At 71.3% G+C, this 26,953-nt stretch carries 29 protein-coding genes; 10 read left to right on the top strand and 19 right to left on the bottom strand.

Annotation, left to right across the window (positions count from 1 at the left end):
* Window positions 1–225: 225 nt before the first annotated feature.
* Window positions 226–987: an AraC family transcriptional regulator gene (locus ACIBSV_RS29825; RefSeq protein WP_395868381.1), complete on the bottom strand. Its 762-nt coding sequence runs from the start codon at window positions 985–987 to the stop codon at window positions 226–228.
* Between the two features lie 54 nt (window positions 988–1,041).
* Here ACIBSV_RS29825 and ACIBSV_RS29820 point away from each other — a divergent pair, with 54 nt between their 5' ends.
* Window positions 1,042–2,580, top strand: coding sequence for an MFS transporter (locus tag ACIBSV_RS29820; RefSeq protein ID WP_395868379.1), 1,539 nt, complete (start codon window positions 1,042–1,044; stop codon window positions 2,578–2,580).
* A gap of 30 nt (window positions 2,581–2,610) precedes the next feature.
* A complete protein-coding gene (locus ACIBSV_RS29815; protein WP_395868377.1) occupies window positions 2,611–3,366 on the top strand; it encodes an HAD family hydrolase in 756 nt (251 codons plus the stop codon).
* Here ACIBSV_RS29815 and ACIBSV_RS29810 read toward each other — a convergent pair.
* Window positions 3,332–3,784, bottom strand: coding sequence for an RpiB/LacA/LacB family sugar-phosphate isomerase (locus tag ACIBSV_RS29810; RefSeq protein ID WP_395868375.1), 453 nt, complete (start codon window positions 3,782–3,784; stop codon window positions 3,332–3,334). The genes ACIBSV_RS29815 and ACIBSV_RS29810 overlap by 35 nt on opposite strands.
* Window positions 3,785–3,836: 52 nt before the next feature.
* On the opposite strand from ACIBSV_RS29810, the gene ACIBSV_RS29805 reads away from it, so the two are divergent.
* Together ACIBSV_RS29805 and ACIBSV_RS29800 are read left to right on the top strand one after the other, a co-directional pair.
* The gene (locus ACIBSV_RS29805; protein ID WP_395868373.1) at window positions 3,837–4,694 is read left to right on the top strand and encodes a helix-turn-helix domain-containing protein; all 858 of its coding nucleotides are present in this window, start codon (window positions 3,837–3,839) and stop codon (window positions 4,692–4,694) included.
* Window positions 4,695–4,917: 223 nt separating this feature from the next.
* Window positions 4,918–5,325: a VOC family protein gene (locus tag ACIBSV_RS29800; protein WP_395868371.1), complete on the top strand. Its 408-nt coding sequence runs from the start codon at window positions 4,918–4,920 to the stop codon at window positions 5,323–5,325.
* 101 nt (window positions 5,326–5,426) lie between these two features.
* On the opposite strand, the gene ACIBSV_RS29795 is transcribed toward ACIBSV_RS29800, so the two are convergent.
* Window positions 5,427–6,269 carry a metallophosphoesterase gene (locus ACIBSV_RS29795; RefSeq protein WP_395868370.1) on the bottom strand — a complete coding sequence of 281 codons (843 nt, stop codon included), beginning with the start codon at window positions 6,267–6,269 and terminating at the stop codon, window positions 5,427–5,429.
* A 184-nt stretch (window positions 6,270–6,453) separates the two neighbouring features.
* Between ACIBSV_RS29795 and ACIBSV_RS29790 the strand changes: the two genes are divergently transcribed.
* The gene (locus ACIBSV_RS29790; protein WP_395868368.1) at window positions 6,454–6,933 is read left to right on the top strand and encodes a GNAT family N-acetyltransferase; all 480 of its coding nucleotides are present in this window, start codon (window positions 6,454–6,456) and stop codon (window positions 6,931–6,933) included.
* A gap of 108 nt (window positions 6,934–7,041) precedes the next feature.
* On the opposite strand, the gene ACIBSV_RS29785 is transcribed toward ACIBSV_RS29790, so the two are convergent.
* From ACIBSV_RS29785 to ACIBSV_RS29770, 4 genes are all read right to left on the bottom strand, one after another.
* Window positions 7,042–8,610 carry an MFS transporter gene (locus ACIBSV_RS29785; protein ID WP_395868365.1) on the bottom strand — a complete coding sequence of 523 codons (1,569 nt, stop codon included), beginning with the start codon at window positions 8,608–8,610 and terminating at the stop codon, window positions 7,042–7,044.
* 117 nt (window positions 8,611–8,727) lie between these two features.
* Entirely contained in the window at window positions 8,728–9,282 is a 555-nt protein-coding gene (locus tag ACIBSV_RS29780) for a TetR/AcrR family transcriptional regulator (RefSeq protein WP_395868363.1), read from the bottom strand.
* 74 nt (window positions 9,283–9,356) lie between these two features.
* Window positions 9,357–9,878, bottom strand: a complete 522-nt coding sequence (locus ACIBSV_RS29775; RefSeq protein ID WP_395868361.1) for a pyridoxamine 5'-phosphate oxidase family protein — start codon at window positions 9,876–9,878, stop codon at window positions 9,357–9,359.
* Window positions 9,879–9,945: 67 nt separating this feature from the next.
* On the bottom strand, window positions 9,946–10,608 hold the full coding sequence (locus ACIBSV_RS29770; RefSeq protein WP_395868359.1) for a hypothetical protein: 663 nt from the start codon (window positions 10,606–10,608) through the stop codon (window positions 9,946–9,948).
* Between the two features lie 237 nt (window positions 10,609–10,845).
* Here ACIBSV_RS29770 and ACIBSV_RS29765 point away from each other — a divergent pair, with 237 nt between their 5' ends.
* Both ACIBSV_RS29765 and ACIBSV_RS29760 read left to right on the top strand, forming a co-directional pair.
* Window positions 10,846–11,136 carry a hypothetical protein gene (locus ACIBSV_RS29765; protein WP_395868357.1) on the top strand — a complete coding sequence of 97 codons (291 nt, stop codon included), beginning with the start codon at window positions 10,846–10,848 and terminating at the stop codon, window positions 11,134–11,136.
* Between the two features lie 33 nt (window positions 11,137–11,169).
* On the top strand, window positions 11,170–12,318 hold the full coding sequence (locus tag ACIBSV_RS29760) for an epoxide hydrolase family protein (RefSeq protein ID WP_395868355.1): 1,149 nt from the start codon (window positions 11,170–11,172) through the stop codon (window positions 12,316–12,318).
* Between the two features lie 278 nt (window positions 12,319–12,596).
* Here the strand turns inward: ACIBSV_RS29760 and ACIBSV_RS29755 are convergent, their stop codons facing one another.
* Together ACIBSV_RS29755 and ACIBSV_RS29750 are read right to left on the bottom strand one after the other, a co-directional pair.
* On the bottom strand, window positions 12,597–13,664 hold the full coding sequence (locus tag ACIBSV_RS29755; protein ID WP_395868353.1) for a CNNM domain-containing protein: 1,068 nt from the start codon (window positions 13,662–13,664) through the stop codon (window positions 12,597–12,599).
* The gene (locus ACIBSV_RS29750) at window positions 13,661–15,088 is read right to left on the bottom strand and encodes a hemolysin family protein (protein ID WP_395868351.1); all 1,428 of its coding nucleotides are present in this window, start codon (window positions 15,086–15,088) and stop codon (window positions 13,661–13,663) included. The genes ACIBSV_RS29755 and ACIBSV_RS29750 overlap by 4 nt, the downstream gene beginning before the upstream one ends.
* A 547-nt stretch (window positions 15,089–15,635) precedes the next feature.
* Here ACIBSV_RS29750 and ACIBSV_RS29745 point away from each other — a divergent pair.
* Window positions 15,636–15,839 carry a hypothetical protein gene (locus tag ACIBSV_RS29745; RefSeq protein WP_395868349.1) on the top strand — a complete coding sequence of 68 codons (204 nt, stop codon included), beginning with the start codon at window positions 15,636–15,638 and terminating at the stop codon, window positions 15,837–15,839.
* A 128-nt stretch (window positions 15,840–15,967) separates the two neighbouring features.
* Here ACIBSV_RS29745 and ACIBSV_RS29740 read toward each other — a convergent pair whose 3' ends face one another.
* From ACIBSV_RS29740 to ACIBSV_RS29705, 8 genes are all read right to left on the bottom strand, one after another.
* Window positions 15,968–16,618 (bottom strand): LuxR C-terminal-related transcriptional regulator, encoded by a 651-nt coding sequence (locus tag ACIBSV_RS29740; protein ID WP_395868347.1) that lies wholly within the window; start codon window positions 16,616–16,618, stop codon window positions 15,968–15,970.
* A complete protein-coding gene (locus ACIBSV_RS29735) occupies window positions 16,582–17,895 on the bottom strand; it encodes a sensor histidine kinase (protein WP_395868345.1) in 1,314 nt (437 codons plus the stop codon). Before ACIBSV_RS29735 ends, ACIBSV_RS29740 begins: the two co-directional genes overlap by 37 nt.
* Window positions 17,896–18,020: 125 nt before the next feature.
* Entirely contained in the window at window positions 18,021–18,761 is a 741-nt protein-coding gene (locus tag ACIBSV_RS29730; protein ID WP_395868343.1) for an alpha/beta fold hydrolase, read from the bottom strand.
* Between the two features lie 159 nt (window positions 18,762–18,920).
* The gene (locus tag ACIBSV_RS29725; protein ID WP_395868341.1) at window positions 18,921–20,060 is read right to left on the bottom strand and encodes a magnesium and cobalt transport protein CorA; all 1,140 of its coding nucleotides are present in this window, start codon (window positions 20,058–20,060) and stop codon (window positions 18,921–18,923) included.
* A 170-nt stretch (window positions 20,061–20,230) separates the two neighbouring features.
* Window positions 20,231–21,127 carry an SDR family oxidoreductase gene (locus ACIBSV_RS29720; RefSeq protein ID WP_395868339.1) on the bottom strand — a complete coding sequence of 299 codons (897 nt, stop codon included), beginning with the start codon at window positions 21,125–21,127 and terminating at the stop codon, window positions 20,231–20,233.
* A gap of 5 nt (window positions 21,128–21,132) precedes the next feature.
* The gene (locus ACIBSV_RS29715; protein WP_395868336.1) at window positions 21,133–21,912 is read right to left on the bottom strand and encodes an enoyl-CoA hydratase/isomerase family protein; all 780 of its coding nucleotides are present in this window, start codon (window positions 21,910–21,912) and stop codon (window positions 21,133–21,135) included.
* Window positions 21,913–22,041: 129 nt separating this feature from the next.
* Window positions 22,042–22,416 carry a VOC family protein gene (locus ACIBSV_RS29710; RefSeq protein WP_395868334.1) on the bottom strand — a complete coding sequence of 125 codons (375 nt, stop codon included), beginning with the start codon at window positions 22,414–22,416 and terminating at the stop codon, window positions 22,042–22,044.
* Window positions 22,417–22,455: 39 nt separating this feature from the next.
* Entirely contained in the window at window positions 22,456–23,331 is an 876-nt protein-coding gene (locus ACIBSV_RS29705; protein ID WP_395868332.1) for an acyl-CoA thioesterase, read from the bottom strand.
* An 18-nt stretch (window positions 23,332–23,349) separates the two neighbouring features.
* On the opposite strand from ACIBSV_RS29705, the gene ACIBSV_RS29700 reads away from it, so the two are divergent.
* Together ACIBSV_RS29700 and ACIBSV_RS29695 are read left to right on the top strand one after the other, a co-directional pair.
* Window positions 23,350–24,633 carry an MFS transporter gene (locus tag ACIBSV_RS29700; protein WP_395868330.1) on the top strand — a complete coding sequence of 428 codons (1,284 nt, stop codon included), beginning with the start codon at window positions 23,350–23,352 and terminating at the stop codon, window positions 24,631–24,633.
* Window positions 24,634–24,682: 49 nt separating this feature from the next.
* Entirely contained in the window at window positions 24,683–24,937 is a 255-nt protein-coding gene (locus ACIBSV_RS29695) for a hypothetical protein (RefSeq protein WP_158695782.1), read from the top strand.
* Between the two features lie 297 nt (window positions 24,938–25,234).
* Here ACIBSV_RS29695 and ACIBSV_RS29690 read toward each other — a convergent pair whose 3' ends face one another.
* Both ACIBSV_RS29690 and ACIBSV_RS29685 read right to left on the bottom strand, forming a co-directional pair.
* On the bottom strand, window positions 25,235–26,203 hold the full coding sequence (locus ACIBSV_RS29690) for a helix-turn-helix domain-containing protein (protein WP_395868328.1): 969 nt from the start codon (window positions 26,201–26,203) through the stop codon (window positions 25,235–25,237).
* A gap of 340 nt (window positions 26,204–26,543) precedes the next feature.
* On the bottom strand, window positions 26,544–26,864 hold the full coding sequence (locus ACIBSV_RS29685; protein ID WP_395868326.1) for a hypothetical protein: 321 nt from the start codon (window positions 26,862–26,864) through the stop codon (window positions 26,544–26,546).
* Between the last annotated feature and the right edge of the window lie 89 nt (window positions 26,865–26,953).

Raw genomic sequence — 26,953 nt, 5'->3', positions numbered from 1 at the left:
CGGCAACCGACCGGCGACGGGCGTACGAACCGACCGAGGGCGGGCGTACGAACCGACCGGCACCCGGCGCACGCAACCGTCCGACTCGCGTGCGCAACCGACCAACGCCCGACGCCCACAACCGACCGACGATTCGAGTACGTGAATATCCGCCGCCGGCGCCCGGAGCAGGCAAGGGCTGCGTCGTCCCGGGTTTCCGCCGGCGGCGCGGCGACGACCACAGGTTCAGTCGATCGTGCGGTGCGCGCCCGGGGTGTGGCCGAACGCGCGTCGGAAGACGTCGATGAACGCGCTCGCCGAGGACCATCCGCAGCGGTGTGCGACGGTGGTCACCGGTACATCCTCAGCGAGCAGGCGCAGCGCGTGGTGCAGGCGCGACTGGGTGCGCCACTGCGGGAACGTCATGCCCAACTCGGCCGCGAACAGCCGGGTCAGCGTGCGTTCTCCCGCCCCGACGTCGGCGCCCAGGGCGGCGAGTGTGCGCTGGTCGGCGGGGTCGGCGAGGAGCAGTTCGCACACCGCGACCAGGCGCGGATCCCGGCCGGTGGGCAGGTGCAGCGCCTGTTGCGGGCTGTGTCGGAGCTGGTCGAGGAGCACCGCCAGGATCCGGGCGCCTTCGGCGGTGTCCGGGAGTTCGGGCCGGCTGTACGCGATGATCAGCTCGCGCAGCAGGGGGCCGACCGCGAGTACGGCGGGGCCGTCCAGGTTCAGTGGGTTGGTGTCGGCCGGGACGCCCACGGTGTGCAGCACGGTGCGGCCGTGTGCGCGGTGCCGGTGCATGGTGCCGGCCGGGATCCACAGTGCGCGGGTGGCGGGCGCGACCCAACTGCCGGCGTCGGTGGTCACCGTCAGTACGCCGCGCCCGGCGTAGACGATCTGGTGCACGTCGTGTCGGTGTGCGGTCACGCCACCGCCCGCGGGCAGGTGGCGGGTGCTCGTGGTCAGCCCGCTCGCCGGCTCGACGTCGGGTCGGCTGGAGATCGGCATCACCTGGCAGATTATCGGAAGCCCGCCGAACCCGACGGCTCGGATCATCGACGGGTGACCGATCCCGCACCCACCGACCATCCGCTGCCCACCGACCATGCGCTGCCCACCGACCATGCGCTGCCCACCAACCGTCCGCTGCCCACCGACCACCAGCCGCCCACCCGGCATCCCGATCCGCCCGGTCGACCGCTCGGCGCCGAGCGACCCGCCTCTTCCGCCCGACCTCCCGAGCGCCGCGCCATCCCGATGATGGCCATCGGCCATGCCACCGTGGACTTCTACCAGGGCGCGGTGCCCTGCCTGGTCCCGTTCCTGGTGGCCGAGCGGCATTACGGCTATGTCGCCGCGTCCGGCATCGTGCTGGCCGCGACCCTGCTGTCCTCGATCGTGCAGCCGCTGTTCGGTGCGCTCACCGACCGCTGGACCATGCCGTGGCTGATCCCGGTCAGTACGACCGGCGCGGGCCTGGGCATCGCGCTATCCGGTCCGGCCGACTCGTACGTGCTCACCTGGCTCGCCATCGCACTGTCCGGCATGGGCGTCGCCGCCTATCACCCGGAGTCGGCGCGCCTGGCCCGGGTGGCCTGCCGAGGCAGCCATGTCGCGATGGGCTGGTACTCGCTCGGCGGCAACATCGGCTTCGCGCTCGCCCCCATCGTCGCCTCGCCGATCCTGTCTGCCGGCGGCCTCGACGCGACCCCGTGGTTGTTGCTGCCGGCGGTCGCCGGAGTCCTGGTGACCGCGTCGGTGATCCGTCGCCTCGCTCGGCACGCGGCCACGGCCCGCGCCGCGGGCGGTCCGCTCCGCGCGGACGACTGGCCGAGGTTCGCCCGGCTGTCCGCCGTCATCGTGTGCCGCTCGATCGTCTTCGTCGGGCTGAGCACGTTCATCGCGCTGTACGCCGAGCAGCACACCGCGGGCGGCTCCACGGCCGGCTCCGTCGCGCTGTTCACCCTCTTCGCCGGCGGCGCGATCGGCACCGTGCTCGGCGGTCGGCTGGCCGCGCGCTGGGGCCGCACCCGCACCCTGCGCCGCGCGTACGCCGCCTCCGTCCCGGCCACGGCCGGCATCGTGCTGGCGCCCGGTCCGGGCCTGTACGTCTTCGCTGCGGCCGCCGCGACGGCGCTGTACATCCCGTTTTCACTGCACGTCACCCTCGGCCAGGACTACCTGCCGAACCGGGTCGGTACCGCGAGTGGCGTCACCCTGGGCCTGGCCGTGAGCATCGGCGGCGTGGCCACCCCCGCCATCGGCGCCCTCGCCGAGGCGACGACCCTGCGCGTCGCCCTCGCTCCGCTGATCGCCCTGTGCGCCCTCGCCTGGTTCCTCGGCCGCACCCTCACCGAACCCGACGACCGGGTCGCGCCCGCCACTCGATCCGAGCCTGCCACCCGGCCCGAGTCCGCCACCCGACCCGAGTCCACCACCCGACCGCAGCCCGACACCCGAGCCGCGCTCGACACCCGACCCCAGCCCGACACCCGACCCCAGCCCAACGATCGAGCCGCACCCACCGGCCGGGCCGCCGGGCCCGCCGGCCGTCCCACCCTCGACCCGACAACCCCGCGCGGAGCCCGCGCGCAGGACTGACCCGGCCCCGAATCGGGGACCCGCGTGAACATGAACCTACGTGCGCTGGCCCTCGACTTCGGCGACACCCTGGCGGTCCGCGGACCCAATCCGGACGGCCGCACCGTGCTCGACGTGCTCCGCCGGATGCCGGACACCGACGTCCCGGACACCTTCGTCGCCGCCTACGACCACGTGCATCGCATCACCCGCGAGGGGGACCGGGTCCGGGACACGCACACGCCCTTCGCCGACGAGATCCGGCACGCCTCGGCGCTGTGCGGGGCCCGCGTCCCGGACCCCGAGGCGGTCGCCGAACTCGTCTTCGAGCGGATCCCCGACTCGCGGGTGATCCGCCGGGCCGCCGACGCGCTGCTGCGCATCCGGGAACGCCGCGACCTGGTGTGCGTACTCGCCTGCGACACCCAGCGTCCCGAGTCGGTGCGCCGACGGACCCTGGCCGAGGCGGGCATCGAGGCGTGCTTCGACGCGATCGTGCTCTCCTGCGCGATCGGCCTGCGCAAGCCGCATCCGCGGTTCTACGCCGAGGTCGAGCGGGCCTGCGGGGTTCCGCGCGAGCAGATCATGTATGTCGGGAACTCCCCGGCCAAGGACGCCACCGCGCCGCACATGTACGGCATGCAGGCGGTGCTGATCGCCCCGACCGGGCGTCCGGCCGGGCTGGCCGACGCGATCGGGGTGATCGACCACTTCGCCGACCTGCCCGACTACCTCGACCGCACCGTGCCCGGCCCGCTCGGCCCGGCCTGGTTCAGCCCCGGATCTCCGCCACCCGCTCGACGTTGAGCACGTCGGCGATCTCCTGGCTCGGGGCGGTCTCGAACCACGCGTCCAGGATCTCGATCAGTACCGGCCCGGAGGTCAGCCGCAGGCTCAGCGCGAGCACATTGGCGTGGTTCCAGCGCCGTGCGCCCGCCGCCGTGGCCGCGTCCGTGCACAGCGCCGCCCGGATCCCGTCCACCTTGTTCGCCGCGATCGAGGCGCCCGTACCGGTCCAGCAGCACACGACCGCCTGATCCGCGCGCCCCAGCCTCACCTCGCGCGCGGCGGCTTCGCTCACCGGCGCCCAGTCGTCGTCGAACTCCGGCTCGTGCGCCGGGTCGAAGGCGCCGAACGGCAGCACCTCGTGACCGCGCTTGCGCAGTTCGTCGGCGAGGTAGACGCCACAACCCTTGATCTGGTCGGCCGAGATCGCGATGCGCATCGGACACTCCTTGGTCGGTGCTTTGTCGGTGGCGGGTGTGAGACTGGGAAGCATGGTCCCCACGGACACTCTGCACGTGACCCGACACACCTCCGCGCTCGGGTCGATGGAGACCGTGTCCGCGCCCCCGCATCCCGCGCTCGCGCCGCTGATCCATCCCTACCTCGGGTACGACGAACGCACGCACGCGCCGTTGCGCCGCCGGGAGGTGGCGACCGGGTCGGTCACCGTGATCATCGGCTTCTCCGCGATCCGAGTGTGGTCCCCACGCGACGCCCGGTACGGACCGGGCAGCACCAGTTCGTTCGTGGCCGGCCTGCACGGCGGCCCGGCGATCGTCGAGCACGACGGCCGGCAGGCCGGCATCCAACTCGACCTCACCCCGCTCGGCGCGTACACGCTGCTGGGTCTGCCGCCGGTCGAGATCGCCGACCGGGTCGTGCATCTGGACGACCTGCCCGGGTGGGACGCGGGCGCGCTGGTGGACCGACTCCAGGACGCGCCGGACTGGTCCGCGCGGTTCGCCTTCCTGGACCGGGTCCTGCTCCGCCGGCGTGAACTGGGTCCCGAACCGCCGCCCGAGGTGGCTCGCTGCTGGGATCTGCTCGTGGCCGGCGCGGGCCGGATCGAGGTCGCCGCGCTCGCCCGCGAGACCGGCTGGAGCCGACGCCACCTGGGCGCGCGGTTTCGCGAGACGATCGGCCTGCCGCCCAAGACGGTGGCCCGGCTGCTGCGTTTTCGGCACGCCGTCGAGTTGCTCGAGGACCCGCTCCGGTCCTGGGCGGAGGTCGCGGCGGACGCGGGCTACTACGACCAGGCGCACTTCAATCGCGACTTCAAGGCGTTCGCCGGTTGCACCCCCGGTGCCTATCTGAGTTCCCGCCTGCCCGGGGGCGGTTTCGCGAGCTGAGCCGTCCCGGCGCGGCGAACCGGTGCACGTTCTTCGGCCGCGGTGCCGGCGTTCCCGTTTGTCCAATACCGCGAGGGGTCACTCGCCGGAAGCTGGAATCGATCACTCGGCGACATCCGGTTCCATCCCGGTTTCGGCGATGCCCGGTTCCCACCCCGGTTTCGTGCCCGGTTTCGACAGTCGGGTCGACGACCGGTCCCATATCCGGTTCAAGGAGTGCACCATGAGCGACAAGACCCTGATCTCCGACCTGGTACCGACGCTGCGCTACAACGACGCGACGGCGGCGATCGCGTTCCTGGGCGACGCGTTCGGCATGAAGGCGGTGCTCGTGGTCCCGGGCGACCACGACACCGTCGCGCACGCGGAGCTGACCTTCGGCAACAGCATGATCATGCTCGGCACCAACCTGCCTGAGGGCTCCGGCGATCAACTGCGGTGGCCGGTCGGCGGCTCGGCCGTGTACGGCATTGTCGACGGCGACGTGGACGCGCACTGCGCGCGGGCGGTGTCGGCGGGCGCGACCGTGGTGCGCGAGCCGAAGGACGAGGACTACGGCGGCCGCGGCTACACCGTGCGCGACCCGGAGGGGAACCTCTGGAGCTTCGGCACCTATCGCCCGCAGGTCTGACGGCCGCCCCCGTCCGCCCGCCGGAACCGTTCGCCCGACCAGCCCGACCAGCCCGACCCGCCGGTGGCGCGCGTCCCCGCCCGCCGCCGGCCGGGCCGCGCTCAGCCCTCGTGCGCCGCGAGGTAGCGGTCCACCTTGGCCCGCTCGTAGGCGTACACCGGCTCGATCGGGCCGACCGGGACGAAGGTGGCCGTCGCGCAGTCCTCGTACAGGTCGACCCGGGTGTAGCCGACGCCCGCCACGCCCTGATAGGTGCCCGCCGGCGGGAACACGTCGGCGCGGTAGGCGACGGCCGGGGCCGCCCACACCGGCACCCCGGCCAGTACGCCGCAGGTCGCGTGGTGGTTGTGGCCGGTCAGCACGATCCGCACGTCGCTCCCGGCGAGGGCCGCGCCCAGTCGGGTCGGCTCGCGCAGCGAGAGTCGCTCCAGGAACGCGAGCGGCGTGGGGATCGGCGGATGATGCAGGCCGAGCACCGTGCCACCGGCCGCCGGCGTGGCCAACTCGGCACGCAGCCACTGCAATTGATCATCCGTCAGGTCGCCGGAGTGGCTGCCCGGCGTGGTGCTGTCCAGCATGATCACCCGCACCTCGCCGGCCATGTGCACGAAGTCGTGCGGCTCGGTGGACGCGGGGACGTCGAGCAGCCCCTCGCGAAACGCCGCGCGGTCGTCGTGGTTGCCCATCCCGTACAGCGCGGGCGCGCCGATCCGCGGCCCGGCGTCGGCCAGCAGCGCCCGCAGTCGGCGATAGGCCCGCAGGTCGCCGGTGTCCGCGAGGTCGCCGGTGAACAGCAGCGCGGCGGGCTCCAGGTCCGCCGCCTCGACCGCCGCGAGCGCCTGACGCAGTTGTTCGGCGGTGTCCAGCCGGTCGAGCAGGAGTTCACCCTCGGGGACCAGATGCACGTCACTGAACTGGACCAGGGTGTGGCGTGGGATACGCACGGCAAATCCTCCTGCGGGCAGGGCAAGGCGACACGTGTCACCGGGTGGGGCACAGTCCACCGTCGATAGGCGACAAGGTCAAGCATTTCCCGGACCGAGCTGTGCCCGAGCCGCGGCCGAGTCTCCGCCGAGCCGTCGCCGACCTGCCGCCCATCGCGCCGAACACACGGGCTAGCGTTTTCCCGTGGAGATCAAGACTCTGGGGTACGACCACCCCGACGTGCGCAAGCTGGTCGCCGATGTGCAGCAGGAGTACGTGGAGCGCTACGGCGACCCCGACGAGACCGCGGTCGACCCGGCCGACTTCCGGCCGCCGGAGGGCCTGTTCTGCGTGGCCTACGAGAACGACGTCCCGGTGGCCAGCGGCGGTTGGCGAGCCCGCGGCGCCGCCGGCGACGACGACCCGAATATGCGCGAGGGCGACGCCGAACTCAAGCGCATGTACGTGGTGCCGCACGCGCGCGGGCGCGGCCTGTCCCGGGCGATGCTCGCGCACCTGGAGGGGACCGCTCGTGCCGCCGGCCGCGTGCGCCTGGTGCTGGAGACCGGGGACAAGCAGCACGAGGCAATCGCGCTGTACCGCTCCAGCGGTTACGAGCCCATACCGGGGTTCGGGTTCTACAAGGACTACGACAACAGCATGTGCTTCGCGAAGGCGCTCTGAAGCACCCGCGCGAGCCCCGCGCTCCGCGCCCTGTGCCTCGCGTCCCGCGCACGGTGGGAAGCCCGACGGCCGGGCGGCGGGATCCCTCCCACCGCCCGCCCGCCGGCGTCAGTGTTCGACGTCCGACCCGGCCGTGCGCGCGCCGCGCAGCATGAACCAGGCCGCGACGGCCGCCGCGAGCAGTACCGCGGAGCCCGCGCCGGCCGCGATCCGCAGCCCTTCCAGGAACGCGTCGTTCGCCGAGTGGGTGAGATCGGCCGCGACCTGTCCGTGCACCGTCCCGGCCGCCTCCGCCGCGCCCGCGAGCGATTCGCGCGCACTGCCGGCCGCGTCCGAGGACACACCGTCCGGAATCGTCACGTGGCCCCGGTACACCCCGGTGACCACCGAACCCAGCAGCGCGATGCCCAGCGCCGCGCCCAGTTCGTACGCGGTCTCCGAGACCGCCGAGGCGGCGCCCGCGTTCTCCTTCGGTGCGCTGCCCAGGATCAGGTCCGCGGTGACCGTGAAGGAGAAGCCCGCGCCGACGCCGACCAGGAGCAGCACACCGCCCAGGTAGAGGTACGGCGTGTCCTCGGTCAGCACGGTCAGCGCGCCGAGCGCGAGGCCGATCGCGGTCAGACCGCCGGTCACCACCACACGCGGAGTGAGCCGGCGTGCGGCCAGGCCGGCGAGCAGACCCGACACGATCGCGCCCACGGTGGCCGGCAGTTCGGCCAGGCCGGCCTGCAACGGGCTGCGGTCCTGGACCAGTTGGAGGTACTGGGAGAGGAAGAAGATCAGCCCGGACATGCCGAGCACGGTGAGCAGGTCGGCGAGTACCGAGCCGGAGAAGGCCCGGTTGCGGAACAGCCGCATGTCCAGCAGCGGCACGGGCAGCGACAACTGCCGGCGGCCGAACCAGCCCAGCGCGCCCACGCCGACGACCAGCGCGGCCCACACGTCCCAACGCAGCAGGCCGTGGGTGGCGGCCTCCTTGACCGCGTACACCGCGGCGATCATGCCGACCAGGGACAACGCCGCGCTGAGCATGTCCCACGGACCCGGATTCGGGTTGCGCGACTCCGGCAACATCTTGATGCCGACCACGATCAGCACCGCCATCACCGGCAGATTGATCAGGAAGACCGAGCCCCACCAGAAGTGTTCGAGCAGGAAGCCGCCGACCACCGGGCCGAACGCGGCGCCCGCCATCGACATCGCGCCCCAGACGCCGATCGCGAAACTGCGTTCGCGCGCGTCCGGGAAGATGTTGCGGACCAGGGCGAGCGTGGACGGCATCAGCGACGCGCCCGCGACACCCATCGCGACGCGGGCCGCGATCAGGGCTTCGGCGCTGGGTGCGTAGGCGGCCACCACGGACAGCGCGCCGAACGCGGCCGAGCCCCACAGCAGCAGCTTCTTGCGACCGATGCGGTCGCCGAGCGTACCGGCGGTGACCAGCAGGCCGGCGATGACGAACGAGTAGACGTCGCCGATCCACAACAACTGGGTGCCGGTCGGTTCGAGGTCCTCGCTGAGGAAGGGGATCGCCAGGCCGAGCACCGTGGCGTCGATCGCCACGAGCAGCACGGACAGGGTCAGTACGCCCAGCGCGATCCAGCGGCCCGGCGCGCCCTTGTCGGAGCCGCCGGTGCCGGTATGTATCGCAGTCGGGGAAGAGGTGCCAGTCGACATGATCAGGATTCCAAAAAACGAGGTGGATCGGCTGGACGGATCAGCCGGGGAGTCGCGGTAGCGGGGCGGATCGGCGGTTCGGCCTCGGTGCGGCGGCCGGACCGCGGTGGCGCCGAATCAGCACTGGGGGCGGCGGGCCGCGCCGCCGAGCAGGAGTTCGGCCACCGAGCGGGAGGCGTCGCGGCCGGCGAGTCGGCCCTCGTGGACCGCCCAGCCGGCGGCGGCGACGAAGGAGAACAGGGCCTCGGAGACCCACTGCGCGGTGAGGTCCACCCGCATCGAACCGTTCTCCTGGCCGCGCCGGACCGCGGCGGCGACCTGCTCATCCATCACGCTCCAGGCCTGCTCCAGGTCCGGGTCGCCGACCAGTGAGCTCTCGCCGTACAGAAAGGCCAGGTATTCGGCGCAGGGCATGAGTCGGTCCACCAGGCCGCGCAGTACGGCCGGGACGTCGTCGCCGCTGGTCAGGTCGGCCGCGTCGATGGCGCGACCGATCTGCGCCGAGGCCTCCGCGCCGAGTGCGGCGATCAGTGCCGGGCGGCCGGGGAACATCCGGTGCAGCGTGGCCCGGCTGATCCCGGCGGCCCGGGCGATCTCGTCCATGGACGAGGCGGGCCGCCGCAGCAGCAGGGTGACGGCGGCGCGCAGCACGTGCTCGTTGTCGGTGGGCATGGATAGATGCTAGCTCAGATGAGACAAGTTTGTCTCATGAATTACGGCGCGGATTCAACTGGAACCCCGTGGCGTCAGTTGCAGCCCTGTGGTGTCAGCTCCGGGCGCGGTTCCTGCCAGGTCAGCACCTGGTCGCCGGGCCCGCCCTTGAGCGCCGCACCGGGGAACACCCGCAGCCGCCACGGCGACAGCCGCATCACCGCGAAGCCCGGCGACGAGGGCCGCTCCCACCCGGGCACCCCGATGGCGGCCGGGTCGTAGCCCAGCGGCTCGGGGGTGTCCCGGAACAGGTTCCACACCCGCTCGCGCACCTCCGGCTCGAAGAGCAGGTCCGCGCGACACTCGGCGGCGCACGTGTCGTGCGAGGGCGACCAGTAGTTGCAGGACACGAACGGGTTGCGGGCGATGTGCGCGCGCTTGGTCGCGGTGGGCGCGGTGGCCACCCAGCCGGTGAGCGTGCCGTGCTCCCACACCCAGTACGGGTGCAGGATCCGGGTCCGCGGCCGACCGGCGCTGTCCACCGTGGCTATCGAGGCCCACACGATCGAGTGCGCCATGGCGATGAAGGCCGGGGCCGCGGTTTCCAGATCGGTCATGGCGGCAACCCCTGTTTCGTTCCGTCGTCCCGGCACCCCACCCATACTGTCGTGAACGCGCGCGACCCTAAAGGCCCGGCGGGAAGTCGTACGAGGCCGGCGGCTTGATCCGTACCTTGTCGTCCTGGTACATCACCGAGATCTGGTCGTGCGGACGCAGCTCGATCCGGGCCGGATCTCCACCGACCAACTCGCCGTTCAGGTAGGTGCGGAAGGTGTGCGTGGCGTCGGGGGTGAGCGCGCCCAGGTGGGTCTCGTCGAAACGCACGTTCCACATGGCGAACAACTGGCCCAGTACGAACCGGGCGTTCGCGTCGTGGCTCTCCACGTGCAGCACCCCGCTGTCGTCGTGGGTGTGCAGATCCGCGAGCAGACCGGTCCTCTTGTCGATGCCCAGGTCCGGCGGCACCAGGACCCGGTCGAGGCCGACGAAGATGTCCAGATGCACGTGGAAGTGCTGCTTCGCGCCCTCCATCTTGTCCAGTTTCAGACCCGCGTCGGCGCCGCGCCGTGCGCTGTCCTGGGGAACCGGCCAGGGCGGCAACTCGGCGTTGGTCGCGGCCTCGGGCTCCGGAAGCGGACCCCGCGGCCCCGCGCCGGGCGTGAGCAACGTGGTCAGCCCGCCCCCGCCCCCGGGCTCGTGCGCGGACACGGGCGAGCCGGCGGCGAGCGAACAGGCGGTCAGGAGCGCGGCGGTGACGCCTACCCCGTTGCGGAGGTGACGGTTCATCAGGGGCCTTCCGATGATCAGGGGCCATCCGGTGCGGACGAGAGCAACAACCTGTCCGGTTCGGTGGTCCCGGCGAAAGCCGATCGGCCGCTTCACACGCGGACTTCACCCATACGGAGCACGCCCGTCGGTCCGCCCGAGGCCGCGGGCGCAAGGACTGAGTCCGGCTTCGCCGGGCAGACGTGAGGCGACCCACCCGTGGGTGGTCCGCGGGGTGTTCCCAGGGAGCCGGATCCAGTGATTCTTACCAGCCGCCATCGCCGGCACGTCGAGAACGAACGCCCGTGGTTCGCCAAGCAGCGGTCGGTCCTGCTCCTGCTCGTGGTCCTGCCACCGATCGGCGCGCTGCTGATGTGGATGGTCACCCGATGGACGCCGATGACCAAAGTCGTGCTCTCCGTGATCGCGGCACTCTGGTGCGGTGCCCTGGTGATCGGGTTGAGTACCAACCTGGAGACGCACGACAGGAGTCCCGACCCGGTCGCACCGATCGTCGACGACGGCCGAGGCCCGCAGTCGTCTCCGTGACCTGATCCCCGCCTCGGATGGAGTTGCCGGTCGATGCCCACCCCGCCGCACATCACGCCGTTTCGGATCGAGATACCCGAGGCCGACCTGACCGACCTGCGGGAGCGCCTGGCGCGCACCCGCTGGCCCGAGGCGGAGCCGGTGGCCGACTGGTCGCAGGGCGTGCCGCTCGCCTACACCAGGGAGTTGGCCGAACACTGGCGCACCACCTACGACTGGCGCAAGACCGAGGCCAGGCTGAACGGCCACGCGCACTTCAAGGCCCAACTCGACGGCCTGGGCATCCACTTCCTGCACGCGCCGTCGCCGCACCCGGACGCGCTGCCGCTGATCCTCACCCATGGCTGGCCCGGTTCGATCATCGAATTCCTGGAAGTGATCGGCCCGTTGACCGACCCGACGGCGCACGGCGGCGACGCGGCCGACGCGTTCCACGTGGTGCTGCCATCGCTGCCCGGCTACGGCTTCAGCGACCGGCCGGCCGAGACCGGGTGGGGGATCGACCGGATCGCCCGCGCCTGGGCCCGGCTGATGGCCGACCTGGGGTATCGGCGCTACGGCGCGCAGGGCGGCGACTGGGGGTCGATGGTCACCGCGTCGATCGGCCGGCAGGACCCGGAGCACGTGCTCGGCATCCACCTGAACATGCCGGTGGCGATGCCGGACGCGGAGGCGATGCGGGATCCGACGCCCCAGGAGCGGCAGGCACTCGCCGACCTGAGCTCGCACTCCGAGTGGGGGGCGGGGTACAGCAAGATCCAGTCCACCCGCCCGCAGACCCTGGGCTATGGCCTGGCCGACTCCCCGGTGGGCCAACTGGCTTGGATAGTGGAGAAGTTCCAGGAGTGGACCGACTGCGACGGGCATCCGGAGAACGCCCTCTCGCGCGAGCACATGCTGGACAACGTGACGCTGTACTGGCTCACCGACACCGCCGCGTCCTCGGCCCGGCTGTACTGGGAGAGCTATCGCAGCCCCGACCTGTCCGAGGTCGGCGTCCCGACCGGATGCTCGATCTTCCCGCACGAGATCATCCGCTCCTCGCGCCGTTGGGCCGCGAACCGCTTCACCGACCTGCGGTACTGGAACGAACTCGACCGCGGCGGCCACTTCGCCGCGTTCGAACAACCGGAGACCTTCGTCGAGGAGGTCCGCCGCTTCTTCCGCCTGGTCCGCGAGTAGGCCCGACGGCGCGGATGGGGCCGGCCGTGTGGTCGGGAGGGACGCACGCCGGCGTTGCCGCCGCGGACGCTCGCAACCCGTACGGCCCTCGGAGGTGCCGAGCGCTCGAGGTCGCATCGAGGGGGTTGCCCGGACACCCCTCACCGGCATCCGGGCCATCGGACGAGCCTGCCGACGACACACGAGTGAGCGGGCCTTCGAGTGAATCGCCGGACAGGCGATCGGCGGGCCTCGCCTCGACCTGTGAGGTCGGGGCGAGGCCCGCTCGCTGGTGTGCGCTATGCCGCTCGGGCGCCCAGGACGCTGCCGAGGAGGTCGTCGAGGCCGACCAGACCCAGGAGCGTGCCGTCGGCGGCGTGGACCAGGGCCAGTGACGCGCGGCGTTCCTGGAGGGCGGCCACCGCGCGCTGGATCGGGGTGTCCACGCCGAGCGTGAGCACCGACGTGGCCAGCTCGCCGGCGGTGTTGCCGGAGGTCTGGGTGCGCGACGTGAGCACCTTGCGGATGTGCACGACGCCGAACAGCGTGCCGTCCTCACCACGCACCAGCAGCCGGTTGCGACCGTTGCGACGCGACATCGCGACGATCTCGTCCGGCCCCGCGCCGGCCGGCACCGAGTCGATCTCGGCGGTCGGCACGACCAGTCGGGCCAGCGGCTCGGTGTGCGTGCGCAGCGTGCCCGACAACACGTCGTGCGACGAGCTGTCGATCAGGCCGAGCCGGCGGGACTCGCCGACCAGGCGGCGCAGGCCCTCGGCGTCCTTGGGATGGGACAACTCGTCCTTGGGGTCGATCCGGGCCAGGCGCAGGATCGCGTTGCTGACCCCGTTCATCGCCAGCAACAACGGCCGCACCACCCGGGTGTAGCCGCGGAAGGACGGCGCGAGCACGAGGGCGACCTTCTCGGGGCCGGCGATCGCCCACGACTTGGGCGCCATCTCGCCCAGCACCATGTGCAGGATCACCACGACCACCAGCGCGATCGTGAACGCCACCGCGTGCCCCGCCGCAGCCGGCATGCCGACCGCGTCGAAGAGCGGGTCGAGCATGGTCGCGATCGCGGGTTCGGAGACGATGCCCAGGCCCAGCGAGCACATCGTGATGCCGAGCTGGGCGCCCGCGAGCATCAGCGACAGCTCGCGCACGCCGGCCAGGGCCGACTTGGCGCCGCGCCTGCGCTCGGCGACCAGCGCCTCCAGGCGGTGCCGGCGCGCGGCCACCATCGCGAACTCGGCGGCGACGAAGAACGCGTTGCCCACCAGCAGGGCGGTCGTGATGGCCAGTGCCGGCAGCAGGCCCAGCTCCAGCGAGCCCAGGCCGCCACCGGAGGCCAGGGTCGGGGTCATGCGGTCACCTCGGTGTTGCGACCGGAGCGCCGTTCGGCACCCCACTCGGATGTGTTTCGGGGGAACGAGGGGGCGGAGGTCAGCACGCGGACCCGGACCAGCGCCGGCACGTGCCGTTCGACCTCGAGCACCTCGATCTCGGTGTAGCGGATCGGTTCGTCGTCCTCGTCGGCCGGCCGCCCGGCGCGTACCTCGTCGGGGTCGGGCACCCTGATCCGGTCGCCCACCTCGGGCAGCCGGCCCAGGTGCGCGATAACCAGACCACCCAGCGTGTCGTACGGGCCGTCCGGCAGCTCGGCGCCGACGATCCGCTCGGTCTCGTCCACGCGCAGACCCGCGTCCAGCCGCCACCAGCCGTCCTCGGGCTCGGTGTCGACGGGGTCCTCGTGGTCGCTCTCGTCGGCGATCTCGCCGACCAGTTCCTCGGCCACGTCCTCGTAGGTGACGATCCCGGCCAGGCCGCCGTGCTCGTCCAGCACCACCGCGAACTCCTCGTGCGCGGCCCGGAGCTGTTCGAGCAGCGAGGCCAGCCCGGCGGTGTCCGGGACCAGCAGCGCGGGGCGCGCGATGGATCCGGCGCTCACGTGCGCGGCGTCCTCGGGCGCGACCTCCAGGAGGCAGGCCACCCCGACCACGCCCAGTACGTCGTCCACCCGCTCGCCGACCACCGGATAGTGCGAGTGTCCGCACTCGGCGACCAGGTCGATCAGCTCGGCGGCGGTGGTCTCGGCGCGCACCCGGACCACGTCCGGTCGCGGCACCATCACCTGGTCCACGGTCAGGTCGCCGAACGCGATCGCGCGGCGCAGGATCCCGGACAGGTCGGGGTCGAGGTCACCGTCGCGGCCGGCCTCGTCGACGATGTGCGCGAGTTCCTCGGTGGTGGCGCCACCGTGCAGTTCCTCGACCGGTTCGATACCGATCGCGCGCACGATGCGGTTGGCCAGCGTGTCGAACAGGCGGATCAGCGGCCCGGCGACCTTCAGGTAGATCAGCGTGGGTCGCCCGAGCAGGATCGCCACCCGCTCGGGCTCGGCGATGCCCCAGTTCTTGGGGACCAGCTCGCCCAGCACCATCTGGATCGCGGTGGCCACCGCGAAGCCGAGGATCAGGGAGATCACCGGGACGGCGCCGCCGGGGACGGCGATCAGGTCCAGGAGGGGGGAGATCACCGCCGCGAGCGCGGGTTCGGCGATGAAGCCGACCAACAGGGCCGTCACGGTGATGCCGAGCTGGGCACCGGACAGCATGAACGAGAGCCGCCCCATCACGGTCATCGCCCGGGCCGCCGCCTTGTCGCCGGATTCGGCACGGCGGCGCAGCAGACTACGGTCGGCCGCGACGTAGGCGAACTCCTGGGCCACGAAGAAACCGGTACCGAGGGTCAGGACGACGATCGCGGCTATGCCAAGAGCCGCGGTCATGAGACCGCCTCCCGGACGTCGCGGCTTCGATCACAGTCTCGGGAGGGACCGGTACTAGGGGGGTCCGTCTCTTGGGCGGACACGCACGCTCCTTGCTCAACGGGTAATTCAGGGTCAAAACACTTACCAGGCCGAACGTATCATCGCGTGCGCTTGTTCCCCGGGCGCGGGCGGGGAAGCGCGCGCGGAGGGTCGGATTCGAACCGATAGCAAAAGATGCTTGGCTTTCCGCCCTCCGCCATGACAATCTGTGCTTCCTCGAACACCGTGTGGTGATCAGCCCTCGTCGAGTACGCACGACCCGCGTACTGCGGCGAGGGGAGTACGCGCTCGCCGCGCCTCCTGCCGCAGGTGTCGCGAAGTTCATCCGTACGGGGGAGCGACCCGCGCCTTCCCGTCCGGAAGATTGGTACCGGGAACCCGCACCGCCGCAATGACGTTGACAACATCAGACGGGGGCAGCGTGTACGACAGCAGCCCTGATCCGGCCGACGCCGGCTCGCCCGAGGTGCCCGTATCGGACCTCCCAGCGCGCGAGAAGGAGACCATGCCTCGCACACTCGACGACTACGCCGTGTCGCTCGCCGCGTTGAAGGCCTACGACATCACCGGCGTTCGTCCACGCGACCTCCGCCGATTCCGCGATTCGGGCGAACTGCCGGACGGCGTGCCGGAGGCCGTCGTACTGCGCGCCCAACGCATCGTCGAGGAGGAACGGGACCGGCTGTTGCGCTTGACCACCGGTTCGTGAGCACCCGCCCCAATGCGCCGTACGCTCGTGCGGGGTGAGAGCGATCCCACACGGCAGCCCCGGTCGTCCGTGGCCGCGTCCGGTCGCCGTCCTCGATCACGCCGGCGCGCAGGCCCTCCGTCGGAAGTTCAGCCGCTCCCGTTGAGGTAGGCCAGCACCGCGAGCACGCGCCGATTCGTCTCGTCCGACGTGTCGATCGACAACTTCGCGAAGATGTTCGTGGTGTGCTTGCTGACCGCCCCCTCCGAGACGAACAGCCGGCTCGCGATCGCCGCGTTCGAGCAGCCCTCCGCCATCAGCTCCAGCACCTCGCGCTCGCGCGGCGTCAGTTGGGCCAGCGGTTTGTCCCGCACGTTGCGGGCCAGCAGCTTCGAGATCACCTCGGGGTCCATCGCGGTACCTCCCGACGCGACCCGGCGTACCGCGTCCACGAACTCGTCGGTGTTGAACACGCGGTCCTTGAGCAGGTAGCCGACCGCGCCGGTGCCGTCCGCGAGCAACTCCCGCGCGTACAACTGCTCGACGTACTGCGACAACACCAGGATCGGCAGCCCCGGGACACGCCGACGGGCCTCCAGGGCGGCCTGGAGGCCCTCGTCGGTGAAGGTCGGTGGCAGCCGGACGTCGACCACCGCGACGTCCGGCTTGTGCTCCACCAGTGCCCGCAGCAGCTCCGGGCCGTTGTCCACGGCGGCGACGATCTCGAAACCGTGGGCCTGGAGCAGGCGGACCAGACCATCCCTCAGGAGGGCGAGGTCTTCCGCGAGGACAAGTCGCACGGCAGCTCCATGATCACAGTCGTCGGGCCGCCCTCGGGGGAATGCAGGGCGAGCGTCCCGTCGAATGTATCGAGTCGGCGCTCGATGCCGCGCAGACCGGTGCCCTTCATCAGGTCGGCCCCGCCGACGCCGTCGTCGGTGACGGTGATCCGCAACTTGCCCTCGGTGTACGTCAGATCGATCTCGACGTGTTGTCCACCGGAGTGCTTGGCCGCGTTGGTGAGCACCTCGGTGACCGCGAAGTAGGCCGCGGACTCCAGTGGGAGCTCGGGCCGCGCGGGCAGCGAGACGCGGACGTTGACGTCGAGCGGACTCTCCAGCGCCACCGCGCGCACCGCGTCGCCCAGGCCCCGGTCGGAGAGCACCGGCGGGTGGATGCCCCGGACCAGATCGCGCAGTTCGTGCAGGGCCTTGGCGGAGGCCGCGCGGGTCTCGGCGAGCAGCACGCGGGCCGCCTCCGGATCGCTGTTCATCAGCGCCTCCGCGGCGCCCAGGTTCATGCCCATCGCGACCAGGCGGGCCTGTGCGCCGTCGTGCAGATCGCGCTCGATCCGGCGCAGCTCGGCCGCCGAGGCGTCCACGGCGTCGGTCCGGCTCTCGGTCAGGTGCTGCACCCGCAGAGCCAGCGCGGCCTCCTTGGTGGGGGCGAGCAGGGACCGGTTCCACAGCGCGTTGACCCGCGCGAACCACGGTGCCAGGGCGAGGCCGAGGCCCATTTGCACCAGGCCCCACGGCACCGACAGGCCGGCCCGCTGCGAGCTGTCCACCTTGATGAACGTGTACCACTGCGACTCGACGTGCCGGTAGGCCACCTCCCACAGGAAGGGCATCAGCACGCCGTGCAGACCGTTCATGATCAGCATCATCGGGAAGCATGCGAGCAGCAGGCTCGACGGCAGGTACAGCAGTGCCCAGAGCAGGTCCCGCCAGGTGGCCCCCTCGGTGATCGTGCGCCGGGTGCGCCGCCACAGCCCGGTCACGCCCCCACCCGCCGGCAGCTGCCGGTAGGGGGTCGCGATCGGGACGCCGGACCACGAGCCCATCGCGGTCCGGGTCAGGTTGGCGGTGGCGCGCAGCAGCAACATCAGCGGCAGGAAGAACAGCAGGCCGACGCCCAGCGGGATCAGTGTCATGAACACGACGCAGGTGATGAACAGCGCGAGGGTGGGAACGGAGAGGAAGACCAGGATGAAGCCGTGCCACGCCGACAGCAGGGCCCGACCGAGCCGCCAACCGGTCGCCGGTGGGTCGCCTCTGTGCGGCGTGAGCGTGCTCATGCGGGTTCCTCCCGTGGATGTGCCGTGCGCTGCTGGTGTCACCAGTGTCTCGGGCGACGACCGTGCAGGTCACTGGGGTGGCACCCCCGCGCGGGGTGGGCCTGGGCCCACCCCGCGGGTACGGGTCAGCCCGCGATCTCCGCGAGCAGTGCGGCCAGTTCCTCGGGGCGGGAGAACATCGGCCAGTGGCCGGTCGGCAGGCCGTGCACGCTCTTGACCTCGGCCGCCGCGAACTCCGCCATGAACGGGTGGCCCTGGGCGAGCATCGCCTCGACCTGCTCGGCCGGGAACATGCAGGTGATCATGTGCGCGGGCACCTTGAGCCGGGCCGCGTCGCCGACCTGCTGCGGACTGGCCGCGACCGCGTACGGCTGGGCCACCGCGTGCGTGCGCAGCGTCTCCAGGTCGGCCGGGGTGATCCCGTCGAGCATCGCGGGCTCGGCCGCCGGGTCCCAGGGGTAGGTGTAGCGGCCGTCGCCGCGCTCGGCCACCTCGGCCTCGATCCGGGCCCGCTCCTCGGGCTCGGTCAGGTCCAGGAGCGAGGTGCCCTCGGGCACCGGGCCCGCGTCCACGTAGACGATCCGGGCGATCCGGTCCGGGATCCGGCCCAGCGCCTCGTACCCGGTGAACGCGCCGCCGGAGTGGCAGACCAGGACCACGTCGCTCGACTCGCGCGCGGTGATCTCGGCGACCAGGGCGTCGGTCTGGGTGGCGAGGTCGATCCCGGTGGCGTCGGCGCCGTCGGCCGCCAGGCCCGGCAGGGTTACCGCGAGCACGTCGTGTCCGGCCGCGCGCAGCGGCTCGGCGACCCGGTCCCATGCCCACGCGCCGAGCCAGTAGCCGGGAACGAGAACGATGTTCGCCATGGTGGTGCTCCTCCAGTGGTGGTTCGGTGTGCGTTGTTGCGTGTCACGTTCGTGCGTGTCGCGTTCGTGCGTCCTTGCAAAAACGATCCTGGACCGCATACCTGACAGAACACGACAGGTTTGTCGAAGGAGTCGTGACCGATGTCGGGTCCGGCGCGGTCAGAGCCAGTTGCGGCGCTTGAAGACGACGTAGAGGATCACGCAGACCAAAACCATCAGGCCGACCGCGAAGGGGTAGCCGAGGGTCCAGTGCAATTCGGGCATCTCGTCGAAGTTCATCCCGTACACGGTGCCGATCAGGGTCGGCGCAAACAGGATGGCGGCGTACGCGGAGATCTTCTTGACCTCCTCGTTCTGCGCGTTGCTGGCCGCCGTGAGTTGTCTCATCTCCTCGTTCTGGGCCTGGGTCACCACGATCGCGTTGACCCGCATGATGCCTTCGAGCAGCGACCGGAAGCCCGCCACCCGCTCCACGGCGATCGTCGCGTGGTCCTGGACGTCGCGCAGGTAGCGGCGGAGCTCCTGGTCCACGTGGTACTTGTCGAAGCCGGTGGACAGGTCGGTGAGCATGAGCAGGAGCGGTCGGGTCGCGCGCTGGAACTCGATCACCTCGCGGGAGAGTTCGTAGATGCGTCGGGAGACGTTCGGGGCGCCGAGGAAGGCCTCCGCCTCGATCTCGTCGATGTCGTTCTGCAGGCCGCCGACCACCGGGGCGTAGGCGTCCACGACGCTGTCCAGGATCGCGTACAGCACCGCCTCCGGGCCCTGGCGCAGGAGTTCGGGGCGGTCCTCGGCCCAGCGGCGGACGGCGGACAGGTCCGGTGATTCGGAGTGCCGGACGGTGACCACGAAGTTGCCGCCGAGGAAGACGTGCAGTTCGCCGAAGTCGACCTCCTCGACGTCGTCGAGGTAGCGGGCCGCGCGCAGGACCACGAACAGCGTCTCGCCGTAGCGTTCCAGCTTGGGCCGCTGGTGGGCCACGATCGCGTCCTCGATGGCCAGCGCGTGCAGGTCGAACTCCTCGGCGGCGGAGAAGAGTTGGCTCTCGGAGGGGCGGTAGAGCCCGATCCAGGCCATGGCGCCGGGGCGGGCGTGCAGTTCGCGGTAGGTGTCGGCGAGGGTGGTCGGCGAGGCGACGCGGACGCCGGCCACGTAGATCGCCGCGTCGATCAGGCTGTGCTCGACCGGTGCCGGTTCGGGGACGTCCGCCGCGCGCGGGTCCATCGAGCGCTCGGGCGGCTCTTGCGATCCGGGCGCACCGTGTCTGCGGGCGCGGAAGGGCAGACGCCGATCGGGCATGCGGGGCTCCGAGACACTGGGCGGCGATGGGCACGGACACGACGTCGGGCCGATCGCGCCAGGGAATCGCGATCGACCCGACCGTCGTATTGTCCATTTTTCCGCGCAGATATGACGTATTTATGCCATTTTGCGCCGTGCCACCGGGTGCGTCGGCGCCCGGGTCGCGCTCACGGCAGTTCGAACGGGCCCTTGCCCATCTGCTGCCGCACGGTGACCACCGGCGGGTTGACCAGGCCGCGGCGCTGCCAGTTGGCGCCGTCCACGACCAGCGTGTGGCCGGAGACGAAGCGGGCGTAGGGCGAGGCCAGGAAGGTCGCGGCCCAGCCCAGCTCGCGCGGCCGGCCGACCCGCATGGCGGGCTGGCAGGGGTCCTTGTCGTGGGTGCCGGCCAGATTCCCCTTGATGTCGGCGGTCATGTCCTCGTGCGGGAACAGGCCCGGGACCAGGCCGTTGACCTGGATCCCGTACGGACCCCACTCGACGGCGAGGGTCTCGACCATGTTCTTGACGCCCGCCTTGGCGGCGGCGCTGTGCGCGAAGCCGGGGCCGCCGGTCCAGGCGTAGGAGGCGCCGATGTTGACGATCGAGCCGGGCGTGCCGGCCGCCAGATGCCGGCGGGCGAACTCGCGGGCGCAGAAGTAGGTGCCGTTGAGCGTGATGTCCACGACGGTGCGCCACGCGTTGGGCGACATCTCCTCGGCCGGGACCGGGAAGTTGGCCGCCGCGTTGTTGATCAGGACGTCCGGCAGGCCGAACGTGTCGACGGCCGCGTCGAAGGCCGCCGCGATGTCGGCCGGCTCGCGGATGTCGCAGGCCACCGTGCGCACCCGTGCGCCGGTCTCGGCCAGCGCCTCGCGGGCGGCCTCGAGGTGGTCCTCCTTGCGGCTGGCCACCACCAGGTCGGCGCCCAGCCGGGCGAACTCGATCGCGATCGCCTTGCCCAGGCCGGTGCCGCCTCCGGTGACGAACACCGTGCGGCCCGTGTACGTACCGGCCGGCAGCGCGGCGGCGCCCGGGGCGGGTGGTTCGGGCAGGCCGATGATGCCGTCGGATGCCTCGGTCATGGGGGTCAGCTCCCGGTGTAGTGGGCGGGCCGGCGTTCGGCGCGGGCGGCGCGGAACTCGGCGTAGTCGTCCGACTTGTTGACGAAGGTCTGCGCGATCAGTTCCTCGGCCATCGAGGCGCGCACGGCGGGTTCGGCGAGATGGCCGAGCACGCGTCGGGCCATCTTGATGGTCACCGCCGGCGCGGCGGCGATCCGCTCGGCCATCTCGCGCACCGTGGCGTCCAGTTCGTCGGCGGGCACCACACGCGAGACGATGCCGTGCGCGTACGCCTCGGCGGCGTCCATCGGGCGTCCGGTGAGCACCAGGTCGGCGGTCACTCCCGGGCCGCAGATCTGGAACAGCCGACCCACGCCGCCGGTGTCCGGGATCACCCCGTGGGTGGTCTCCGGCAGCATGAACCGGGCACCCTCGGCGGCCACCCGGATGTCGCACAGCAGCGCGCGCTGGAAGGACGCGCCGATCGACCAGCCCTGGCAGGCCACCAGGACCGGCGCGGGCAACTCGAAGAGCTGCTGCACGCCGCGATGCCCGCGGGTCATCAGCTCGTGGTGTGTCAACTCCACCCGGTGCCCGCCGATCGAGGACACGTCCCGACCGGACGAGAAGGACTTGCCCACCGCGCGCCAGATCACCGCGCGCACCTCGGGCCGCTGCCGCAGCTCGCCGAGGATCTGCCACAACAACCGGTCCATGTCGTCGTCGAACGCGTTGTGCTTGTCCGGGTTGTTGTTGGTGATCGTCGCGATCGGGCCGTCGTAGTCGAGAAGCACCTTGTCCGCCATGACACCCTGGGATATCCCAACCCCGCGCAGGAATCGAGGGGCACGGCGCCCGCGGGGACCGCAAGCGGGCAAGATCACAGCCGGCGCCTCACCGGCCCGCGAACGGGCCGGGGCGGCGGCGTGGGCGGGTCAGGGGTTGCGCTGGGTCAATCCGTAGAAGTTGCCCTCGTTGTCGCGGAAGGTGGCCCACCAGCCCCATTCCTGCTGGGCGGGCTTGTCCGGGAAGTCGATGCCCTTGGCGACCAGTTCGCGGTACGTGCTTTGGATGTCGTCACAGGTGAACAGCACGTTGTTGAGCGAGCCGACCTTCTCCATGTCGAACCGGTGGCTGAACAGGATCAGCGTGATGGCGTCGCCCGGGGCACGGACCTCGATCCAGCGCGGGCTGCCGGCTTCGCCCATCGGCGTGTCCATGACCTCCTCGAAGCCCATCTTGTCGACCCAGAAGCGCTTCGCCGCGTCCTGGTCGTCGACATTCAGCGAGACCTTTCCGACCTGCACCATGTGCACTCCCTCGGCTGGCGCCACCGGCCCTCGGCGGCGCTACGGCCGGTGTTCGACCGGCTCGCCGAACAGTGCCTCCTGACTCACCGTCGCAAACAGCGCGCCCGACGCGTCGAAGAGCCGGCCGTGCACCGTGCCGTGCGCGGCGTGCAGCGTGGTGCCCTCCTGGTCGTACAACCACCAGCGGTCCGCGCGGAACGGGCGATGGAAGCGGATCGAGTGGTCCAGGCTGGCCCGCGGGATCCAGCGCCGGCCCAGGGCCTGCGCGTGCGGCAGCACCAGCGTGTCCAGGATGCTCAGGTCGGTCGCGTACGCGATCGCGCACGCGTGCAGCAGCGCGCGCTCCGGCAGATCGCCGTCGACACGACACCACAGCGCGTTGTGCGGCGGGCGCGCGGTGCATGTCTCGTCGGCCCAACTCGGCGGCTCGACGAAGCGCAGGTCCACCGGGTTGTAGCGGACCAGCCCGGGCCGGCGCAACGGGCCGTTCAGCGCCGCCAGCCGCTGCGCGAGGGTGGGCAGCGTGGTCGGGTCGGGCGCGGCGGGCGCGCTCGGGGCGTGCGCGAACGGCGTCTCGGGTCGGGTCACCCGGAAGGACGCGACCAGGTGTACGACCACCTTGTCCGCCTGGAGCACGTCGACCAGCCGATGGCTGAGCGTGCGGCCCTGGAGGGTGCGGGTGACCCGGTAGGTCAGCGGCAGCGTCGAGTCGGCCGGCCGCAGGAACGAGGTGTGCAGCGAGTGCGGCACACGATCGGCGTCGACGGTGGCCCCGGCGGCGGCCAGCGCCTGCGCGACGAGCCAGCCGCCGAAAACCCGAAAGGCGTCCGGATCAGGGCTTTTACCCTCGAATAGATCGGAGTTGAGTCGGGTCGGCTCAACTTCTTCGACGAATCGGGTGACGTCGCTGCTCATGACTGCTAGTACAGCAAGGTGAGCCGCGACATCGACGACGAGGGGCATGGTGGGCGCGTGGCGTGGGGTGCGGTAAAGGTGCTCGGGGACCGCAACGCGAGTCTGTACCTGAGCGGGGTGGTGGTCTCCGGCTTCGGCAGCAGCGCGATGTCGCTCGTCGCGGGAGTCTGGGCCAAGACGCTGACCGGCTCGGACAGTGTGGCCGCGTTGATGGCACTCGGGGTGTTCGCGCCGTCCCTGCTCGGGCCGTTGCTGGGCACGGTCGTCGATCGATGGCCGGCCAAACGGGTGCTCCTGGTCACCAACCTGGTGCTCGCGGTGTTGTTGACCACGACGCTGACCGTGCGCTCGGCCGATCAGGTGTGGATCCTGTTCGCGGTGATGTGTGGCTACGGGGTCGGCTTCGTGCTGCTGGACGCGGCCGAGTCGACCGCGCTCGCCGCCGGTGTCGCGCCGGGCATCCTGGGCGACCTGAACGGGATACGGCTCAGCGCCTCCGAGGGGATGAAGCTGATCGCGCCGTTGGCGGGCGCGGGTCTGTTCGCGTGGGCCGGTGGACACACCGTCGCGCTGCTGGACGCGGGCACGTTCGTGCTCGCGGCCGGCGTGTTCGCGCTGATGCGCTTCGACCGGCCGGTGCGGGTCGAGGTCGAGGAAAGCGGGTGGTGGAGCAGGACCACGGCGGGCGTGGGCTACCTGTGGGCGCACCGTCCGCTGCGCCGACTGGTGCTCTCCGGCGGCCTGGCGATGGTGGTGTCCGGGATCAGCGGTGGTGCCATCTACGCCGTGGTCGACCAGGGGCTCGGCCGCCCACCGGCGTTCGTGGGCGTGTTGTACGCGGCGCAGGGCGCCGGGTCGGTGGCGGTCGGGCTGTGCGCCGGCGCGCTGATCCGTCGGCTCGGCGCGCGCGGGTTCGCGGTACTGGGCCTGGCGCTGTTCGCGGTCGGGGTGGGGTTGCGCGCGGTGGAGTGGCTGCCGGTGGTGCTGGCCGGGAGCGTGGCGATCGGGTTCGGGCTGCCCGCGGTGCACGTGGCGGCGATGACCGTGCTGCAACGGGAGACGCCGGGGCATCTGGTGGGGCGGGTCGCGGCGACCGCCGGGACCCTGATGTTCGCGCCGACGGCGTTCGCCATCCTCGGCGTGGCGGGCCTGTTGGCGGTGGTGGACCACCGGGTGATCCTGCTCGCCACGGCGGTCCTGGGCGGCGTGGTCGCGCTGTACTGCGCGGCGGGTCGCGACGAGCGGGGGCCGGCCGGGGAGCAGGCGCAGACGGAGGAGGCGCGGGATTCGCGGCACGTGTGACGCACGCATGTCCTAGGTCGAGGGCGGCTTGCCACCTACGATGATCCGCATGTATGAACCGGCGGAAATCCCGGCTGAGCTGGTTGCCCTCCAGCGGGACCGCGACCACGCGGCCGACGTCGTCACGACGTTCGCGCGCGAGAACCCCGGGCGGCTGGACGCCGAACTGACCCGTCAGTGGTCGGCGGCCGTGCGGGCGGAACGCAACGCCATACACGCGCTGCACGCGCACCCGATGATGGTGCTGGGGCCGAACCGATTCAAGATCATGCGGGCGCTGCGCGCCGCCGCCAAGCTCACCTGACGACGGCCCGACCGCGACAGGGGCAAGAGAGCGTCGGGCCGGACCGCCGAAGGACGAAGGTTACGCGCCCGCGCCGACAACCGCTCCGGAGAGCACGCACCGCGCCGTCTTGGACGCGTCTTCGATGCGTTTTCGATGTTTCTTGCTTGAAACGTCTTGCGTGCTTTGGTGAATCGATGCCTCGATGTGCATCGATATGTCGGCGTGCATTGACGCGTCGGTGTATGCGTCGATGTGTGTGCGGCGGTGTGTCGGTGTGTCCGCGCGGCGACGACACCGCGGGCGCGCGGGCGGCCGTCACGCGGTGGCGCTTCCCGGGCAGAAGGTGCGGCGGTAGTTCTGCGGAGTGGTGCCGCGACGGCGCAGGAAGTGGTGACGCAGCGTCGCGGCGCTGCCGAAGCCGGAGCGTTCGGCGACGGCGTCGATCGGCAGGTCGGTCTCCTCCAGCAGTTCCTGGGCCAGCAACACGCGCTGCGCGGTGAGCCACTCGTAGGGCGTGGTGCCGATCTCCTGCTGGAACCTGCGGGCGAAGGTACGCGGTGACATCAGCGCGTGTTCGGCCATCTGATCGACCGTCACGTCCCGGCCCAGGTGCCGCTCCATCCAGGTGAGCGTGGCCTGGAGCGGGCTGCCGGACCGCTCGGGCAGGGGACGGGAGATGTACTGCGCCTGGCCGCCCTCGCGGTGCGGCGGGACGACCATGCGCCGGGCGATCGCGTTGGCCACGCGGGTGCCGTCCTCCAGGCGGACCAGGTGCAGGCACGCGTCGATGCCGGCGGCCGTGCCTGCGCTGGTGATCACCCGGCGGTCCTCGACGTAGAGCACGTCCGGCTCGACGACGGCCCGGGGGAACATGCGGGCGAGACGGTCGGTGTACTTCCAGTGCGACGTGCAGCGGCGGCCGTCGAGCAGGCCGGCCCGGCCCAGCGTGAACGCGCCGGTGCACACGCTCATGATCCACGCGCCGCGCGCCTCCGCGGCGCGCAGCGCGTCCAGGAGGCGGGGATCGGGCAGCGCGTTCTCGTCGTGCTCGGCGGCCGCGGGGATCGCGATCAGGTCCGCGTGCGCGACCCGGTCGAGGCCGTGTTCGGCGAACAGGTCGTAACCGGCCTTGGTGCGGATCCGGCCGGGGGTGACCGCGCACACCGCGAAGTCGTAGACCGGGCAGCCCTCCTCGCTCCGGTCGATGCCGAATACCTCGCACAACACCCCGAGTTCGAAGGGTGCGACGCCGTCCTGAACGATCGCGACCACGTTGCGCAACATGCGTCCAGCATGCCGGCAGTCGACCCCAGATGGCAGGATATTGCGCCCATCAGGCAGTCCTGCCACTCGATGTATGCGCAAGCATCGGGCAGTCTTGGGGCATGACGATTTTGGCGGTTTTCCTGGTGATCACAGTGGTTCTCGGTGCCCTGTCGGCCGTGGGGCGGTCGGCCGATACACGCGATGCGGACAAGTACCGGTCGTGGCACCACTGAGCGTCGCGGAGGTGCCTCCGCCGCGACGGGAGCGAATGACCGCGCGCCCGGCCCAAGGGACATGGGCCGGGCGCGCGGTGTGTTCCGGAGCGACCGGGAGGGCCGATCGCTCGCGAGCGCCTGTCTCAGTTGCGGCGCTTGAGTGCCCGCCAGACGAAGAAGATGATGATCGCGACGATGATGATGCCGATGATCCCGAAGATGAACTTTCCGGCCTTCTTGAAGAAGCCCTTCTTCTTTTTCTTCGACTTCGACTTCTTGGTCGGGTGGTTCTGCTGCGCGGCGGCCCGATGCGACGTGGTCCGAGCCGAGGTGTCCGCGACCGTCTGCACGCCGGTCGTGGTGAGCCCCGTGGATACCGACGTGGACGAAACCTGGCGAACCTGCGCCTGAGCCGGCGCGGACGCGGCCTGGGCCGGTACGGCGGTCAAGACCGCCGCGAACACGGCGAGCAGAATCGGACCGGCGAGACGCCGAAGAACACGATGAACCATCTGACAAGCCCCCATTTCAACCCCGCGGAACACGCGCCTCG

This window comes from Embleya sp. NPDC050154, from assembly GCF_044460165.1.
Classification (GTDB): Bacteria; Actinomycetota; Actinomycetes; order Streptomycetales; family Streptomycetaceae; genus Embleya.
Note: the sequence above shows the minus strand (reverse complement) of the source record. Positions and strands in the feature narration are given on the sequence as shown.

Bases quoted from the DNA above. Each gene is read 5' to 3' on its own strand.
- ACIBSV_RS29825 (WP_395868381.1), bottom strand. From the start codon at position 987: ATGCCGATCTCCAGCCGACCCGACGTCGAGCCGGCGAGCGGGCTGACC.
- ACIBSV_RS29815 (WP_395868377.1), top strand. From the start codon at position 2,611: ATGAACCTACGTGCGCTGGCCCTCGACTTCGGCGACACCCTGGCGGTC.
- ACIBSV_RS29810 (WP_395868375.1), bottom strand. From the start codon at position 3,784: ATGCGCATCGCGATCTCGGCCGACCAGATCAAGGGTTGTGGCGTCTAC.
- ACIBSV_RS29805 (WP_395868373.1), top strand. From the start codon at position 3,837: ATGGTCCCCACGGACACTCTGCACGTGACCCGACACACCTCCGCGCTC.
- ACIBSV_RS29800 (WP_395868371.1), top strand. From the start codon at position 4,918: ATGAGCGACAAGACCCTGATCTCCGACCTGGTACCGACGCTGCGCTAC.
- ACIBSV_RS29785 (WP_395868365.1), bottom strand. From the start codon at position 8,610: ATGTCGACTGGCACCTCTTCCCCGACTGCGATACATACCGGCACCGGC.
- ACIBSV_RS29780 (WP_395868363.1), bottom strand. From the start codon at position 9,282: ATGCCCACCGACAACGAGCACGTGCTGCGCGCCGCCGTCACCCTGCTG.
- ACIBSV_RS29775 (WP_395868361.1), bottom strand. From the start codon at position 9,878: ATGACCGATCTGGAAACCGCGGCCCCGGCCTTCATCGCCATGGCGCAC.
- ACIBSV_RS29770 (WP_395868359.1), bottom strand. From the start codon at position 10,608: ATGAACCGTCACCTCCGCAACGGGGTAGGCGTCACCGCCGCGCTCCTG.
- ACIBSV_RS29760 (WP_395868355.1), top strand. From the start codon at position 11,170: ATGCCCACCCCGCCGCACATCACGCCGTTTCGGATCGAGATACCCGAG.
- ACIBSV_RS29755 (WP_395868353.1), bottom strand. From the start codon at position 13,664: ATGACCCCGACCCTGGCCTCCGGTGGCGGCCTGGGCTCGCTGGAGCTG.
- ACIBSV_RS29750 (WP_395868351.1), bottom strand. From the start codon at position 15,088: ATGACCGCGGCTCTTGGCATAGCCGCGATCGTCGTCCTGACCCTCGGT.
- ACIBSV_RS29745 (WP_395868349.1), top strand. From the start codon at position 15,636: ATGCCTCGCACACTCGACGACTACGCCGTGTCGCTCGCCGCGTTGAAG.
- ACIBSV_RS29735 (WP_395868345.1), bottom strand. From the start codon at position 17,895: ATGAGCACGCTCACGCCGCACAGAGGCGACCCACCGGCGACCGGTTGG.
- ACIBSV_RS29730 (WP_395868343.1), bottom strand. From the start codon at position 18,761: ATGGCGAACATCGTTCTCGTTCCCGGCTACTGGCTCGGCGCGTGGGCA.
- ACIBSV_RS29725 (WP_395868341.1), bottom strand. From the start codon at position 20,060: ATGCCCGATCGGCGTCTGCCCTTCCGCGCCCGCAGACACGGTGCGCCC.
- ACIBSV_RS29720 (WP_395868339.1), bottom strand. From the start codon at position 21,127: ATGACCGAGGCATCCGACGGCATCATCGGCCTGCCCGAACCACCCGCC.
- ACIBSV_RS29715 (WP_395868336.1), bottom strand. From the start codon at position 21,912: ATGGCGGACAAGGTGCTTCTCGACTACGACGGCCCGATCGCGACGATC.
- ACIBSV_RS29710 (WP_395868334.1), bottom strand. From the start codon at position 22,416: ATGGTGCAGGTCGGAAAGGTCTCGCTGAATGTCGACGACCAGGACGCG.
- ACIBSV_RS29705 (WP_395868332.1), bottom strand. From the start codon at position 23,331: ATGAGCAGCGACGTCACCCGATTCGTCGAAGAAGTTGAGCCGACCCGA.
- ACIBSV_RS29695 (WP_158695782.1), top strand. From the start codon at position 24,683: ATGTATGAACCGGCGGAAATCCCGGCTGAGCTGGTTGCCCTCCAGCGG.
- ACIBSV_RS29690 (WP_395868328.1), bottom strand. From the start codon at position 26,203: ATGTTGCGCAACGTGGTCGCGATCGTTCAGGACGGCGTCGCACCCTTC.